Raw genomic sequence first — 13,710 nt, 5'->3', positions numbered from 1 at the left:
GAACTTATCCGGCGCTTGTCGATGGCCGCAATCCGTCATAAGCGCCTAATGCACCTCGCCTTCCCCGGATCACCTCGTCCGGCCTCTTCCTTGGCTCTCCATGTCCGCCGTCCTCGCCAGCCTGATCCCGACCTTCCTGATCATCGCCACCGGCTGGCTCTGCCGGGCGACGGATTTCGTCAGCGAGCAGCAATGGGCTGGACTTGAACGGGCCACCTACGTGCTCTTCTTTCCGGCGCTCATCATCGACACCCTGTCCCGTGCCGACCTTTCCTCCGTACCCGTCCTGGGTGTCGGCGGCGCGCTGATCGGCGCCATCGTCACCATGGCTGTCCTGGTGCTCGCCCTTCGGCCGATGCTGGAGCGCAGGCTCGGGGTCGACGGCCCGAGCTTCACCTCCATCTTCCAGGGCGCCACGCGCTGGAACACCTTCGTCGGGCTTGCGGTCGCGGGAAGTCTGTTCGGGCAGCGCGGGATCGCCCTGATCGCGGTCGCCATCGCGGCCATGGTCCCGCTCCTCAACCTGCTGGCCTTCTACGTCTTCATCCGGTTCGCGGGCAGGCCCAAGCAGAACCCCTGGGACATTCTGCGCTCGTTCGTGACCAATCCTTTCATCTGGTCCTGCGCGATAGGCCTTGCGCTGAACCTTTTGGCGCCGCCGCTGCCCAGGCCGATTGCCACCTATATCGAGATCATGGGACGCGCGGCGCTGGCGGCGGGTTTGCTGATCGTCGGTGCCGGCCTCGATATTCGCAGACTTGCCCGCCCCGGCGTGCCCCACCTGCTCGCCGCAGGTCTCAAGCTCGTTCTGATGCCTGTCATCGCCGTGATCTATGCCCGCTTCGTCGGCGTGGACGGCAGCGACCTGACCGTGACGATCATCGCAGCCTCCGTACCATCGGCCAGCGCCGCCTATGTGCTTGCCCGACAGATGGGCGGCAATGCGGGACTGATGGCCGAGATCCTCACGCTGCAGACACTTCTGGCTCTCGTGTCGATGCCACTGCTGATCACCCTTTTAGGCATATAATACAACCTATGAGTTAGTTGAATCGCCTTGTTTTATTTTTGGTTGTGTTGCTATCTAGATGAATTGAAACATAGAGACAGTGTCGGCCTCGATGTCAAAGCCACCGCAGCGATTCCTCAAAGGCCCTTCCCATGACGATCCGCCGGCGGCCGGGGCAGCTGGTTCGGGTCAGGAAGGCATGTCGGCCACGGAAACAGCCCGGTACATTTCGGAATTTTCGGCAGAGCTGTCCTATCTTGCACGGGAGGCGAAGCTCGATCTGCTGGCTTACCTGCTGGACATGGCTCGACTCGAGGCCGGCAGACTACTTCAGGCGCCTGAAAAGGACTGATGAAGAGCCTACCGTCCGGCGATCAGGGACACGGCATTGCCCCCATGGCGTTCGAGACGTCCGGCAATCTCAAGCTCCAACAAGGCCATCTGAACATTGCGGATCGGCAGGCCCGACTGCCGGACCAGATCGTCGATGGCAACCGGCGAGGGACCTAAAAACGCAACCAGGTCAGCTTCGCCCTCACCCGCTTCTTCGTCGATTCCTGCCTCTGGCAGGACCGGCCGCACAGGAGCGCGGACCATATCCGGAAGGTCCAGCTCGTCCCAGAGTTCCTCGGAGCCGAGGGTGTAGAGCGGCTCCTCCGCGCTTTTATCGAGCCGGGGACCGGAGGCGATGAGCGGCTCCAGGACGCTCGTCACATCCTCGACGCCGGCGCACAGGGTGGCGCCGTCACGGATCAGATCGTTCGTGCCTTCAGCCCGGGGATCGAGCGGTGAACCTGGAACGGCAAAGACTTCCCGCCCCTGCTCCAGGGCGAAGCGTGCCGTGATGAGAGAGCCCGAGCGGCGAGCCGCTTCGACGACCACGACACCGTAGGCGAGGCCCGACACGATTCTGTTGCGGCGCGGGAAATCGCGTCCGCGCGGCTCCCAATCCATCGGCATCTCGGAGATGACTGCCCCGCCCTGCTCCACGATGGCCTCGACCAAGGGTGCGTTCTGGGCCGGATAAACCCGGTCGTGGCCTCCGGCCAACACGGCGACGGTTCCGGTCTCCAGGGCTGCCTTATGAGCTTTCGTGTCGATGCCCCGCGCTAGGCCGGATACGACCATATAGCCGGCTTCGCCGAGCTGGCGCGCCAGGCGCTCGGCGAAGGTCAAGCCGGACGCGGAGGCGTTGCGCGATCCGACAAGGGCGACGGCGGGCTTGGCCAGAACCTCCGCCGATCCACGAAGGCCGATCAGAGGCGGCGCGGTATCGATAGCTTGGAGAGTCTTCGGATAGTCCGGCTCGCCCATTGCGATGAAGCGGCCGCCGAGGCGTGCCGCGGCGGCCATCTCCTTCTCGGCCTCGGCCCGGCTGCAGACCTTCAGCATCAGGCGCCCGCCGCGGCGGGCGAGGTCGGGCAGAGCCTCCAGCGCCGCCGCCGCTCCGCCATATTGATTGATCAGGGCCCGAAAGGTGCGCGGACCCACGTTTTCCGAACGGATGAGGCGAAGCCAGTCGAGACGCTGCTCATCCGTCAGGATCATGGATTATCCCTTCTGGCCGATCTTGCCTTCGGTCCCGGCCAGAAGGCGGCTGATGTTCTGGCTGTGCTTCCACCACAGAAGCGCCACGAGGATGATCGCCATCCCGGCCATTCCGGGTTCGCCCAGGAGCCACAGCACGACAGGAGTCGTGGCGCTGGCGATCAGGGCGGAAAGCGAGGAGTACTTGGAGGCGAAGGCCACGCCAAGCCAGATCAGGCAGAAGATGAGGGCCGCCAGAGGCTTGAGGCCGATCATAACGCCGATGAAGGTGGCAACCCCCTTGCCCCCCTTGAACTGGAGCCACACGGGGAAGAGATGGCCCAGGAAGGCGCCGAGCGCCGCGAGCGTGGCGAATTGCGGCCCCCACTGCGCGGCAATCAGCACCGCGGCGGTGCCCTTCAGGGCATCCGCCACGAGCGTCGCCGCTGCCAGCCCCTTCCGGCCGGTACGCAGCACGTTGGTGGCGCCGATGTTGCCGGAGCCGATCTTGCGCACATCGCCCAAGCCCGCCATGCGGGTGAAGATAAGGCCGAATGGGATCGAGCCCAGAAGATAGCCGAAGATCAGGGCGGCCAGGAGGTAGAGAAGGTTGGCTTCGTCAGACATTTAGCTCTCGTTACATCGTATCGCGCTGAAACACCACCCTGCCGGCAACCATTGTGATCATCACCTGCCCTTCCAGGCGGGCCTCGTCGAAGGGCGAGTTCTTCGACAGCGACTTGAGATGACGCTTGTCGAGCACGTAGGGCGCATCGGGATCGAAGACGATGAGATCGGCCGGAGCGCCGACCGTTAGCCGCCCGCCCGGCAGACCAAGGATTTCGGCGGGTTTCGTGGACATGGTGCGCAGGAGCCTGGGCAGGGAGACGCGCCCGGAATGGACCAGTCTAAGCGCTGCCGAGAGCAGCGTCTCCAGCCCGACGGCCCCGTTGGCCGCCTCGGCAAAGGGCAGCCGCTTGTTTTCCACATCCTGTGGATTGTGGTCAGAGACGATCACGTCGATGGTGCCGTCGGCCAGAGCCTCGATCATGGCCTGCCGGTCGTCCTCGTGACGCAGGGGCGGCGAGAGCTTGAGGAAGGTGCGGTAATCGCCGATGTCGTTCTCGTTGAGCGCCAGGTGGTTGATGGAAACGCCGCAGGTGACCGGCAGTCCCTTCTCCTTCGCGCCCCGCACGATCTCCGCCGAATCGGCGCAGGAAATCATGGCCGCGTGGTAGCGCCCACCCGTGAGGCGCACGAGGCGAATGTCGCGCTCGAGCATCACCGTCTCGGCCTCGCGCGGAATGCCGGGCAGACCAAGTCGCGAGGCGAACTCGCCCTCGTTCATCACGCCCTGGCCGACGAGGTCGGGATCTTCCACGTGATGGATGATCAGCGCGTCGAAGTCGCGCGCGTAGGTGAGCGCCCGCCGCATCACCTGGGCATTCGTGACCGAGCGCGCGCCGTCCGTGAAGGCGATGGCGCCGGCTTCCTTGAGGCGTCCGATCTCCGCCATCTCGTGCCCCTCCAACCCCTTCGTCAGGGCGGCGGCAGGGCGGATGTTGACGACCGACGTATCGCGCGCGCGGCGCACGATGAAATCGATGACCGCCGGATCGTCGAGCGCCGGGCTGGTATCGGGCATGGACACCACGGTGGTGACGCCGCCCGCCGCAGCCGCCTCGCCGGCGCTCTTCAACGTCTCGCGATACGGCCCTCCCGGCTCGCCGATGAAGGCGCGCATGTCGATGAGACCGGGTGCCAGCACCTGCCCTCCGCAATCGATCACCTGCGCGTCGGCCGCTTCCGTCACCTGCGGTCCGAAGGCCCGGATGACGCCGTCGCGCACCAGCACCCCGCCCCGCTCCTCGCGGTCGGTGGCCGGGTCGATGAGACGGGCATTCTTGAAGAGGATCGGCTGTTCAGAAGGCATTACAGGCGGTCTCCTTTCCCTCTCCCCTCCGCGGGAGAGGGTGGCCTGCGAAGCAGGTCGGGAGAGGGGTCGAGTTCGGATTCAATCGCTTGGCGCACGGTGTCAAGAACCAGATTGCCGTTGCCCAGGATGAGATCATTGGAAAAACGCATAACCCGAAAGCCTTGGCTTTTGAGGAATGCGTCTCGCCGTTCGTCATGCGCTCGCTGCTCAGGATTGTCGTGAGGAACTCCGTCCAGTTCCTCGATCACCTTGGCTTCGGCACACAGGAAATCGACGATGTAGGGCGTAATCGGTACTTGGCGCTTGAACTTGTAGCCGTGGAAGCGGCCCGCCCGGACCTGCTGCCAGAACAGGGCCTCCGCCCGTGTGGGAGTCGAGCGCTGCTCCTTGGCGAAGGAGCGGAGGTTTGGGGTGACTTGGTTCTTTCGCGTTCTGTCCACGGCCCTCTCCCGGCCCTTCGGGCCACCCTCTCCCGCTTCGGGAGAGGGATTTTCACCTATTCGGCAGATGGCTCGCCAGAGCCTCCAGCACCGCCATGCGGACGGCGACACCCATTTCGACCTGTTCGCGGATGAGCGACTGCGCCCCGTCCGCCACGTCCGACGAAATCTCCACGCCCCGGTTCATCGGCCCCGGATGCATCACGAGCGCGTCGGGCTTGGCGTAGGAGAGTTTCTCCTGGTCGAGCCCGTAGAAGCGGAAATACTCCTTCACGGAGGGCACGAAGGAACCGTTCATGCGCTCGCGTTGCAGGCGCAGCATCATGACGATGTCCGCGTCCTTCAGGCCCTTCTCCATGCTGATGAAGGTTTCGAACCCGAGGCGCGCGATTCCGGGCGGCAGCAGGGTCGAGGGAGCGACGAGGCGTACCCGCGCGCCCATGGCAGCCAACAGGATCATGTTGGAACGCGCCACCCGCGAATGGAGGATATCCCCGCAGATCGCGACGGTCAGGCCTTCGATCCGTCCCTTGTTGCGGCGGATGGTGAGCGCGTCGAGCAGCGCCTGGGTCGGATGCTCGTGCGCACCGTCGCCCGCATTGACAACGGCGCAATCGACCTTCCGCGCAAGCAGATGCACCGCCCCCGCCGCGTGATGGCGCACGACGATGATGTCGGGCCGCATGGCGTTGAGGGTCACGGCCGTATCGATGAGCGTCTCGCCCTTCTTCACCGAGGACGAGGCGACCTGCATGTTCATCACGTCGGCGCCGAGCCGCTTGCCCGCGATCTCGAAGGAGGATTGCGTGCGGGTGGAGGCTTCGAAGAAGAGATTGATCTGGGTTCGGCCCTTGAGGCTCGATTTGCTCTTCTCGACCTGCCGACTCACCTCGACCTGTTCGTCGGCCAGATCGAGAAGCGCCTGAATGTCCAAGGGAGACAGCCCCTCGATGCCGAGGAGATGCCGGTGGGGAAAAACGGATCGGGGGGCGTCTGTCATCTTAAAGCGATGGCTATAGGCGCTCCGGGAAACGGCGGCAAGCAGGCTCTCTACGCGACACGCCGTTCAACGCTAGAATAAACAAGGATTGTGCTGTGAGGGGCGATGGCCATGACCACGTTCGAAACCCATGACGTCCTCAACCAGACACCGCCCTTCGGCGACGTGAACCTGATCGCCGCCAACCGGCCCCTGCTCGATGCCCTGAAAGCCAGCGGCGTCGACACGGAAACCGAAGGCCTGTCCGCCTTCGGTGCAGCATGGGGATCGGCGGAACGGCTCGACATCGGCCGGCTTGCCAACGAGAACCCGCCGAAGCTGCGCACCCACGATTCCAGGGGCTATCGGATCGACGCGGTGGAGTTCCACCCGGCCTACCATCTGCTCATGCGGGCCAGCATGGAGGACGGCCTTCACGCCTCGACCTGGGAAGAACCCGAGACCGGCCATGCCCATGTGGCCCGGGCGGCAAGGCTCTATACGGCGGCAGGCGTCGAGAGCGGACACATCTGCCCCATCACCATGACTCACGCGGCGGTGGCGGCGCTTGCAGCCTCCCCAGGGCGGCTTGCCGAGTGGCTGCCACGGATACGCTCACGGGATTACGATTCGCGCTTCATCCCCTTCTGGGAGAAAACAGCCGTCACCCTCGGCATGGGCATGACCGAGAAACAGGGCGGCACCGATGTCCGGGCCAACACGACCCGCGCCGCTCCGAAATCTGGAGACGAATACCTCCTCACGGGCCACAAATGGTTCATGTCGGCCCCCATGTGCGATGCTTTCCTGGTGCTGGCCCAGGCGACCGGCGGGCTCACCTGCTTCCTCGTTCCCCGGTTCCGGCCCGACGGCACGCTCAATGCCCTCCGCCTGCAGCGCCTGAAGGACAAGCTCGGCAACCGCTCGAATGCCTCCTCGGAGGTCGAGTTCCAGGATGCTTTCGCCTGGAGGATCGGCGAGGAAGGTCGCGGGGTGCGCATCATTATCGGAATGGTGCAGCTGACCCGGCTCGACTGCGCCGTGGCCTCGGCCGGCCTCGTGCGGATGGGTCTGGCGCTCGCCGTGCATCATGCCCGGCACCGAAGCGTCTTCCAGAGGAGGCTTCTCGACCAGCCGGCCATGCGGATGGTGCTGGCGGACCTCGCCCTCGAGAGCGAGGCCATGACGGCGCTCGCCTTGCGGGCGGCGCACAGCTTCGACCTCCAGCAAGCCGACGATCACGAGGCTGCCTATGCCCGCCTCATCACCCCGGCTGCCAAGTTCGGCATCTGCAAGGCCGCTCCACGCCTGCTTTACGAGGCCATGGAGTGCCTCGGCGGCAACGGCTATGTGGAGGAGAGCGCCCTGCCCCGCCTGTACCGGGAAGCGCCGGTCAACGCGATCTGGGAGGGTTCCGGCAATGTGATCGCCCTCGACATCCTGCGTGCCGAGAACCGGGAGCCGGAGGTCGCGGCCTCCGTTCTGGAGCGCCTGATGGCAGAGGTTGCCGGCCTTCCGGGCACCTCGGACGCGGCACGCGACATCGTCCTCGCCCTCCAATCCCCTGATCCCGAGGCGAAGGCCAGATTCGTGGCCGAACGCCTTTTCGCCCTGGCCGCGACAGCGGCCCTGGCCCGCGCGGCACCACCTCAGATTGCCGAGTCCTATGCCGTGACCCGCCTTGCCGCTCCTTCCCGGATGATCGGCGCCAACGACCTCGGGGAGGCGGTGGATGCCTTGCTGGAGCGGTCATTCGTGGCCATATAGGGAATATACGGACAAGTCCGATTTGACTTGTCTGCGATCATCAACCACTTATCCCGCCCTGCGCCGGTCAGGGGCTGACCGGCGTTCTCGCTCTGGCGACAGAGCGTCCGCCTGCTCCCGCTTTTAGGAAGTCGTCCATGAAAGTCCTCGTCGTCGAGTCGCCTGCCAAGGCCAAGACGATCAACAAATATCTCGGCAAGGATTACGAGGTCCTGGCCTCCTTCGGGCATATCCGCGATCTGCCCGCCAAGGACGGCTCGGTCGACCCGGATGCCGACTTCCGCATGATCTGGACTCTCGAGGACAGGGGCTCGAAGCGGGTCGCCGACATTGCCAAGGCGGTCAAAGGGGCCGAAAAGCTCATCCTCGCCACCGACCCGGACCGCGAAGGCGAAGCCATTTCCTGGCACGTGCTGGAAGCCCTGCGGGAGAAGCGCGTCCTCAAGGACCTGCCCGTCGAGCGCGTGACCTTCAACGCCATCACCAAGGACGCAGTGCAGACGGCGCTGCGTAACCCGCGCCAGATCGATCAGGCGCTGGTCGACGCCTATCTGGCCCGCCGCGCCCTCGACTATCTCGTGGGCTTCACCCTCTCGCCCGTGCTCTGGCGCAAGCTCCCCGGAGCCCGCTCGGCCGGCCGCGTGCAATCGGTGGCGCTGCGCCTCGTCTGTGACCGCGAGCTTGAGATCGAGACCTTCAAGCCGCGGGAATACTGGTCACTGATCGCCACGCTGGCCACGAAGGACGGTGGCGTGTTCGACGCGCGCCTCGTCGGTGCCGACGGCAAGAAGATCCAACGCCTCGACATCGGCAACGGAAAGGATGCGGAAGCGTTCAAGAAGGACTTGGAGCTCGCGACCTTCTCGGTGGCGAATATCGAAGCCAAGCCCGCCAAGCGCCATCCCTACCCGCCGTTTACCACCTCGACCCTGCAGCAGGAAGCCTCGCGCAAGCTGGGCCTGGCTCCGGCCCAGACCATGCGCATCGCGCAACGCCTCTACGAGGGTGTCGACATCGGCGGCGAAACGGTCGGCCTCATCACCTATATGCGTACGGACGGCGTCGATATGGCGCCCGAGGCCGTGCAGGCTGCCCGCCGGGTGATCGGCAAGGAATACGGCGACCGCTATGTGCCGGGCGCACCCCGCAAATACACGACCAAGGCCAAGAATGCGCAGGAGGCCCACGAGGCCGTCCGTCCGACGGATATGAGCCGCCTGCCGAAATACGTGGCCAAGTACCTGGAGCCCGAGCAGGCCCGCCTCTATGACCTGATCTGGACCCGCACCATCGCCAGCCAGATGGAATCGGCAGAGCTGGAGCGCACCACGGCTGACATCGCCGCCCAAGTCGGCCCGCGCAGGCTCGATCTGCGCGCCACCGGCCAGGTGATCAAGTTCGACGGCTTCCTCACGCTCTACAACGAGAGCAAGGACGACGAGGCGGACGAGGATGAGGGCCGCCTGCCCCCGATGAAGGCGGGCGATCCTTTGGAGCGCCGCCGCATCAATGCCAGCCAGCACTTCACCGAGCCGCCGCCGCGCTATTCCGAGGCTTCCCTCGTGAAGCGCATGGAGGAGCTCGGCATCGGCCGTCCCTCTACTTACGCCGCCGTGCTCCAGACCCTCCGCGACCGTGAATATGTGCGCATCGAGAAGAAGCGGCTCGTGCCCGAGGACAAGGGCCGCATCGTCACGGCCTTCCTGGAGAGCTTCTTCCGCCGCTACGTGGAATACGATTTCACGGCTGATCTGGAGGAGCAGCTCGACCGGATCTCCAACTCCGAGATCGATTGGAAGCAGGTGCTGCGCGACTTCTGGCGCGACTTCTCCGCCGCCATCGGCGAGACGAAGGAACTGCGCACCACGGAGGTGCTCGACGCCCTCAACGACCTGCTCGGACCCCACATCTTCCCGGACAAGGGCGACGGCTCCAACCCACGCACCTGCCCGACCTGCGGCACCGGCCAGCTTTCGCTAAAGCTCGGCAAGTTCGGCTCCTTCATCGGTTGCTCGAACTATCCCGAGTGCAAATACACCCGCCAGCTCGCCGCCAATGGCGTGGACGGCGACGGCGAGGGCTCGTCGGAGAACGGCGGCCAGTCTGGCGTGAAGGTGCTGGGGACGGATCCTGAGACAGGCCTGGAGGTCACCCTGCGCGACGGCCGCTTCGGCCCCTTCGTCCAGCTCGGCGAAGGCGAGAAGCCCAAGCGCTCGTCGCTCCCCAAGGGGCTGTCGCCGGCTCAGGTCGATCTGGAGAAGGCCTTGAAGCTCCTGGCCTTGCCGCGTCAGGTGGCGATCCACCCGGAATCGGGCGAGCCCATTCTGGCGAGCATCGGCCGCTATGGACCCTACGTCCAGCATGGGAAGATCTACGCCAATCTCGGCCCTGGCGACGATGTGCTTGAGATCGGGGGGAACCGTGCCATCGACCTGATCGTCGCGAAGGAATCCGGCGGAAGCGGCGCCCGCCGTGGTGCAGCCGATCCGGGCCGGCCACTGGGCAACGATCCGGAATCCGCCAAGTCCATCGTGGTGAAGGCCGGACGCTTCGGCCCGTACGTGACCGATGGCGAGACCAACGCGACCCTGCCGCGAGCCCTTGCTCCGGAAGCGGTGACGCTGGACGAGGCGGTCGAACTTCTGAAGGCCCGCCGGGCCGCCGGTCCCGCGAAGAAGTCGGCCCGCGGCCGCAAAGCTCCGGCCAAGAAGACTGCGATCAAGGCACCCGCCGCGAAGAAGGCCGCTACCAAGACTGCGGCGAAGAAAACGGCCGCTAAGAAGCCGGCGGCAAAGAAGGCCGCAGCCAAGAAGACCGCCAAGGCAGGTTGATCCCATGCGGGAGTGGCTGTCCTGGCTCTCGGTGGAATATGCCGATCAGATCGAGATGATGCTGCGCCTGTGCGGCGCGGCCATCGCCGGAATGGCGGTCGGGATCAACCGGGACATCCACAACAAGCCGATCGGGATGCGGACGCTGGGCCTCGTCGCCCTCGGCTCCGCGCTGGTGATCCTGTCAGGCTCGGTCTATGAGGGGCTCCACTTCGGCCAGGATGCCGTCAGCCGTGTCGTACAGGGCATCATGACAGGCCTTGGCTTTCTGGGCGCGGGAGCGATTCTGCGCGGACGAGACCAGATGGAGGTTCAGGGCCTGACCACGGCGGCGACCGTCTGGATTGCGGCCGGCCTGGGCGTGACGGCGGGATTGGGCGCCTGGTTCATCACCATCATGGGCACCCTGGTGACGCTCTTCCTGCTGACTTACGGGAAGCGAATCGAGGAGTTCCTGATCCGGATCTTCGGCAGGGGCAACGGCTCCGACGAGGACGATTAGAAAACGAGGCTGAGCCCCAGCACCGCAACGGCCGCCATGGAGATCCAGATCAGGCTCGACCCGTAGGAGCGATGCGCGACAGGGGTCATGTCCGGCTCGTCGAAGGCGAAGGCCTCGCCGGCGTTGCGCGCGGCGCGGTCCAGGTGAAGCTTCTGTGCCGGTCCCAAAGTCATCCGCGTTGTCACGCCCGTATCTCCCGTTAAGCTCATGCTTAACCTTTCCAACGTGAATGGAATTTAAACAGTTCCTTGTGACACCGGAAAGACATCCTTTAGAGGAAAGCGTTGGTAACCTTTACGGCCTAACCTGATTTCACTTTTGTCGCCCGCGACAGCAGACTGCCCTTCCCGTTTCCGTTTTGTTCTCGTATAAAAACGGAATGAGAAATAGTGTAAAGAAACGCGAATCATCATCCCGGACCAAGGTCCCAATGACAGACAATGACGATCTCTTCGGGGGTGCAGCCGCCAAGCGCGCGGCGCCTGCCTCGGCTCGCAGCGCTGCCGTGAAAGTATCCCGGCCCACGCTCCAACAGGGCACGCCCGGGGAAGCCGGCTATGACGCTTCGGCCATCGAGGTGCTGGAGGGGCTCGAGCCCGTCCGGCGCCGCCCCGGCATGTATATCGGCGGCACGGACGAGAAGGCCCTGCACCATCTCTTTGCCGAGGTGATCGACAACTCCATGGACGAGGCGGTGGCGGGACACGCGACCTTCATCGAGGTGGAGCTGGAGGAAGGGGGCTGGCTCTCCGTGATCGACAACGGACGAGGCATCCCGGTCGATCCGCATCCGAAGTTTCCGAAGAAGTCCGCCCTCGAAGTCATCATGACGACGCTGCACGCGGGCGGTAAGTTCGATTCGAAGGTTTATGAGACCTCGGGCGGCCTGCACGGCGTCGGCGTATCGGTCGTCAACGCCCTTTCCGAAATCCTGGAGGTCGAGGTGGCCCGTGGCCAGACCCTCTACCGGCAGGTCTTCGCCCGCGGCCTTCCGCAAGGCAAGATCGAGACCGTAGGCCGCGTGCTCAACCGGCGCGGCACCAAGGTGCGCTTCAAGCCCGATTGGCAGATCTTCGGCAAGGACGCTCATTTCCAGCCCCGCCGCCTGTTCAAGATGGCCCGCTCGAAGGCCTATCTGTTCGGCGGCGTCGAGATCCGCTGGAAATGCGCCCCGTCCCTGGTCCAGGGCATCGAGAACGTCCCAGCGGAAGCGACCTTCAAGTTCCCGAACGGCCTGAAGGACTACCTGCTCCACGACATCGAAGGGAAGGAACTGGTCACGGATCAGATCTTCTCCGGCAAGATCACCAAGCCCGGCAGCCACGGCTCCATGGAATGGGCGGTCGCCTGGATGGCAAACGAGGACGGGTTCTCGACCTCATACTGCAACACGGTGCCCACCCCTGAGGGCGGCACCCACGAGAACGGCCTGCGCATTGCGCTCCTGCGCGCCCTGCGCGAGCACGCCGAGCGTGTAGGTCAGTCCAAGCGCATGGCGGCGGTGACAACCGACGACGTGATGGCGACCTGCGCGTCCATGCTGTCGGTCTTCATCCGCGAGCCCGAGTTCCAGGGCCAGACCAAGGACAAGCTGGCGACGGTCGAGGCCGGCCGCATCGTCGAGAATGCGATCCGCGACACCTTCGACCACTGGCTCGCGGCGGCGCCGCAGCAGGCCAACAAGCTGCTCGACTGGGTGATCGACCGGGCGGAGGAGCGCCTGCGCCGCCGCCAGGAGAAGGAGGTCGCCCGCAAGACCGCGACCCGCAAGCTGCGCCTGCCCGGTAAGCTGGCGGATTGTTCCAACGCCGGCGCCAAAGGCTCGGAGCTCTTCATCGTCGAAGGCGACTCGGCCGGCGGCTCCGCCAAGCAGGCGCGCGACCGCGCCACCCAGGCCGTGCTCCCGCTGCGCGGCAAGATCCTGAACGTAGCCTCGGCTGGGCGGGAGAAGCTGCACCAGAACCAGCAGCTCTCGGACCTCGTTCAGGCGCTCGGCTGTGGCACAGGCTCCCACTATAAGTCCACCGATCTGCGCTACGAGAAGGTCATCATCATGACCGACGCAGACGTGGACGGCGCCCACATTGCCTCGCTGCTGATCACCTTCTTCTATCGGCAGATGCCCAAGCTCATCGACGACGGGCATCTGTACTTGGCGGTCCCACCCCTCTACCGGCTGACCCAAGGCTCGAAATCGGCTTATGCCCGCGACGATGCGGACCGGGAGAAGCTCATGAAGACGGTGTTCAAGGGCAACGGCAAGGTCGAGATCGGTCGCTTCAAAGGCCTCGGCGAGATGCTCCCGGCCCAGCTCAAGGAAACCACCATGGATCCGAAGAAGCGCCTGCTTCTGAAGGTGGTCGTGGAGGCTGACGACAAGCCGGAGGCCAGCGACGCGGTGGAGCGCCTGATGGGCAACAAGCCCGAAGCCCGTTTCGCCTTCATCCAGGAGCGTGCAGCTTTCGCCGACGAGGCCGATCTGGATATCTAGGCCGTTAGCGAGGAGCGTCGTGCTGTTCCGAATCGGGATGGCCGGGACCGATCCCCGGATCCAGTCCGGTGACGGTTATGACGGGAGACGATGTTACGAGGTTCAGGGCGATCGTTTGAAGCGAGCGCGCCAGACGGTGCCGGACCCCCACCGAAACTTTTTTGAAAAATTTTCGGAAAAGATCGGAACCATCCCGAAACCGGCGCGTTTTATGAACTCACCGGCTCA

At 64.8% G+C, this 13,710-nt stretch carries 12 protein-coding genes; 6 read left to right on the top strand and 6 right to left on the bottom strand.

Annotated elements, in window-relative coordinates; genetic code table 11:
* The first annotated feature begins 100 nt into the window (after positions 1 to 100).
* Positions 101 to 1,030: an AEC family transporter gene (locus tag VB672_RS09880; protein ID WP_329784013.1), complete on the top strand. Its 930-nt coding sequence runs from the start codon at positions 101 to 103 to the stop codon at positions 1,028 to 1,030.
* Between the two features lie 91 nt (positions 1,031 to 1,121).
* Positions 1,122 to 1,361 carry a hypothetical protein gene (locus VB672_RS09875; RefSeq protein WP_329784012.1) on the top strand — a complete coding sequence of 80 codons (240 nt, stop codon included), beginning with the start codon at positions 1,122 to 1,124 and terminating at the stop codon, positions 1,359 to 1,361.
* Positions 1,362 to 1,369: 8 nt separating this feature from the next.
* Here the strand turns inward: VB672_RS09875 and dprA are convergent, their stop codons facing one another.
* From dprA to VB672_RS09850, 5 genes are read right to left on the bottom strand one after another with little or no spacing between them, the layout of a single operon-like run.
* Positions 1,370 to 2,557, bottom strand: coding sequence for a DNA-processing protein DprA (gene dprA / locus VB672_RS09870; protein ID WP_329784011.1), 1,188 nt, complete (start codon positions 2,555 to 2,557; stop codon positions 1,370 to 1,372).
* 3 nt (positions 2,558 to 2,560) lie between these two features.
* On the bottom strand, positions 2,561 to 3,163 hold the full coding sequence (gene plsY, locus VB672_RS09865) for a glycerol-3-phosphate 1-O-acyltransferase PlsY (protein ID WP_329784010.1): 603 nt from the start codon (positions 3,161 to 3,163) through the stop codon (positions 2,561 to 2,563).
* A gap of 10 nt (positions 3,164 to 3,173) precedes the next feature.
* On the bottom strand, positions 3,174 to 4,469 hold the full coding sequence (locus tag VB672_RS09860; RefSeq protein WP_329784009.1) for a dihydroorotase: 1,296 nt from the start codon (positions 4,467 to 4,469) through the stop codon (positions 3,174 to 3,176).
* Positions 4,469 to 4,912: an endonuclease domain-containing protein gene (locus VB672_RS09855; protein WP_329784008.1), complete on the bottom strand. Its 444-nt coding sequence runs from the start codon at positions 4,910 to 4,912 to the stop codon at positions 4,469 to 4,471. The genes VB672_RS09860 and VB672_RS09855 overlap by 1 nt, the downstream gene beginning before the upstream one ends.
* A 52-nt stretch (positions 4,913 to 4,964) precedes the next feature.
* Complete coding sequence (locus VB672_RS09850; RefSeq protein ID WP_329784007.1) at positions 4,965 to 5,912, bottom strand: aspartate carbamoyltransferase catalytic subunit; 948 nt, start codon at positions 5,910 to 5,912, stop codon at positions 4,965 to 4,967.
* A 105-nt stretch (positions 5,913 to 6,017) separates the two neighbouring features.
* On the opposite strand from VB672_RS09850, the gene VB672_RS09845 reads away from it, so the two are divergent.
* From VB672_RS09845 to VB672_RS09835, 3 genes are all read left to right on the top strand, one after another.
* Positions 6,018 to 7,658, top strand: a complete 1,641-nt coding sequence (locus tag VB672_RS09845) for an isovaleryl-CoA dehydrogenase (RefSeq protein WP_329784006.1) — start codon at positions 6,018 to 6,020, stop codon at positions 7,656 to 7,658.
* 137 nt (positions 7,659 to 7,795) lie between these two features.
* Positions 7,796 to 10,489: a type I DNA topoisomerase gene (gene topA, locus VB672_RS09840; RefSeq protein WP_329784005.1), complete on the top strand. Its 2,694-nt coding sequence runs from the start codon at positions 7,796 to 7,798 to the stop codon at positions 10,487 to 10,489.
* Between the two features lie 4 nt (positions 10,490 to 10,493).
* A complete protein-coding gene (locus VB672_RS09835) occupies positions 10,494 to 10,991 on the top strand; it encodes an MgtC/SapB family protein (RefSeq protein WP_329784004.1) in 498 nt (165 codons plus the stop codon).
* On the opposite strand, the gene VB672_RS09830 is transcribed toward VB672_RS09835, so the two are convergent.
* Complete coding sequence (locus tag VB672_RS09830) at positions 10,988 to 11,176, bottom strand: hypothetical protein (RefSeq protein WP_329784003.1); 189 nt, start codon at positions 11,174 to 11,176, stop codon at positions 10,988 to 10,990. The genes VB672_RS09835 and VB672_RS09830 overlap by 4 nt on opposite strands.
* Before the next feature lie 245 nt (positions 11,177 to 11,421).
* On the opposite strand from VB672_RS09830, the gene parE reads away from it, so the two are divergent.
* Positions 11,422 to 13,482: a DNA topoisomerase IV subunit B gene (gene parE, locus VB672_RS09825; protein WP_329784002.1), complete on the top strand. Its 2,061-nt coding sequence runs from the start codon at positions 11,422 to 11,424 to the stop codon at positions 13,480 to 13,482.
* Positions 13,483 to 13,710: the final 228 nt, after the last annotated feature.

The organism is Microvirga sp. CF3016, assembly GCF_036314085.1.
Classification (GTDB): Bacteria; Pseudomonadota; Alphaproteobacteria; order Rhizobiales; family Beijerinckiaceae; genus Microvirga.
The sequence above is the reverse complement of the archived record's forward strand: the minus strand, read 5'-3'. Positions and strand labels throughout refer to the sequence as shown.

What these genes read in the sequence shown, in the direction of transcription:
- VB672_RS09880 (WP_329784013.1), top strand. Translation starts at nt 101, where the DNA reads ATGTCCGCCGTCCTCGCCAGCCTGATCCCGACCTTCCTGATCATCGCC.
- VB672_RS09875 (WP_329784012.1), top strand. Translation starts at nt 1,122, where the DNA reads ATGTCAAAGCCACCGCAGCGATTCCTCAAAGGCCCTTCCCATGACGAT.
- dprA (WP_329784011.1), bottom strand. Translation starts at nt 2,557, where the DNA reads ATGATCCTGACGGATGAGCAGCGTCTCGACTGGCTTCGCCTCATCCGT.
- plsY (WP_329784010.1), bottom strand. Translation starts at nt 3,163, where the DNA reads ATGTCTGACGAAGCCAACCTTCTCTACCTCCTGGCCGCCCTGATCTTC.
- VB672_RS09860 (WP_329784009.1), bottom strand. Translation starts at nt 4,469, where the DNA reads ATGCCTTCTGAACAGCCGATCCTCTTCAAGAATGCCCGTCTCATCGAC.
- VB672_RS09850 (WP_329784007.1), bottom strand. Translation starts at nt 5,912, where the DNA reads ATGACAGACGCCCCCCGATCCGTTTTTCCCCACCGGCATCTCCTCGGC.
- VB672_RS09845 (WP_329784006.1), top strand. Translation starts at nt 6,018, where the DNA reads ATGGCCATGACCACGTTCGAAACCCATGACGTCCTCAACCAGACACCG.
- topA (WP_329784005.1), top strand. Translation starts at nt 7,796, where the DNA reads ATGAAAGTCCTCGTCGTCGAGTCGCCTGCCAAGGCCAAGACGATCAAC.
- VB672_RS09835 (WP_329784004.1), top strand. Translation starts at nt 10,494, where the DNA reads ATGCGGGAGTGGCTGTCCTGGCTCTCGGTGGAATATGCCGATCAGATC.
- parE (WP_329784002.1), top strand. Translation starts at nt 11,422, where the DNA reads ATGACAGACAATGACGATCTCTTCGGGGGTGCAGCCGCCAAGCGCGCG.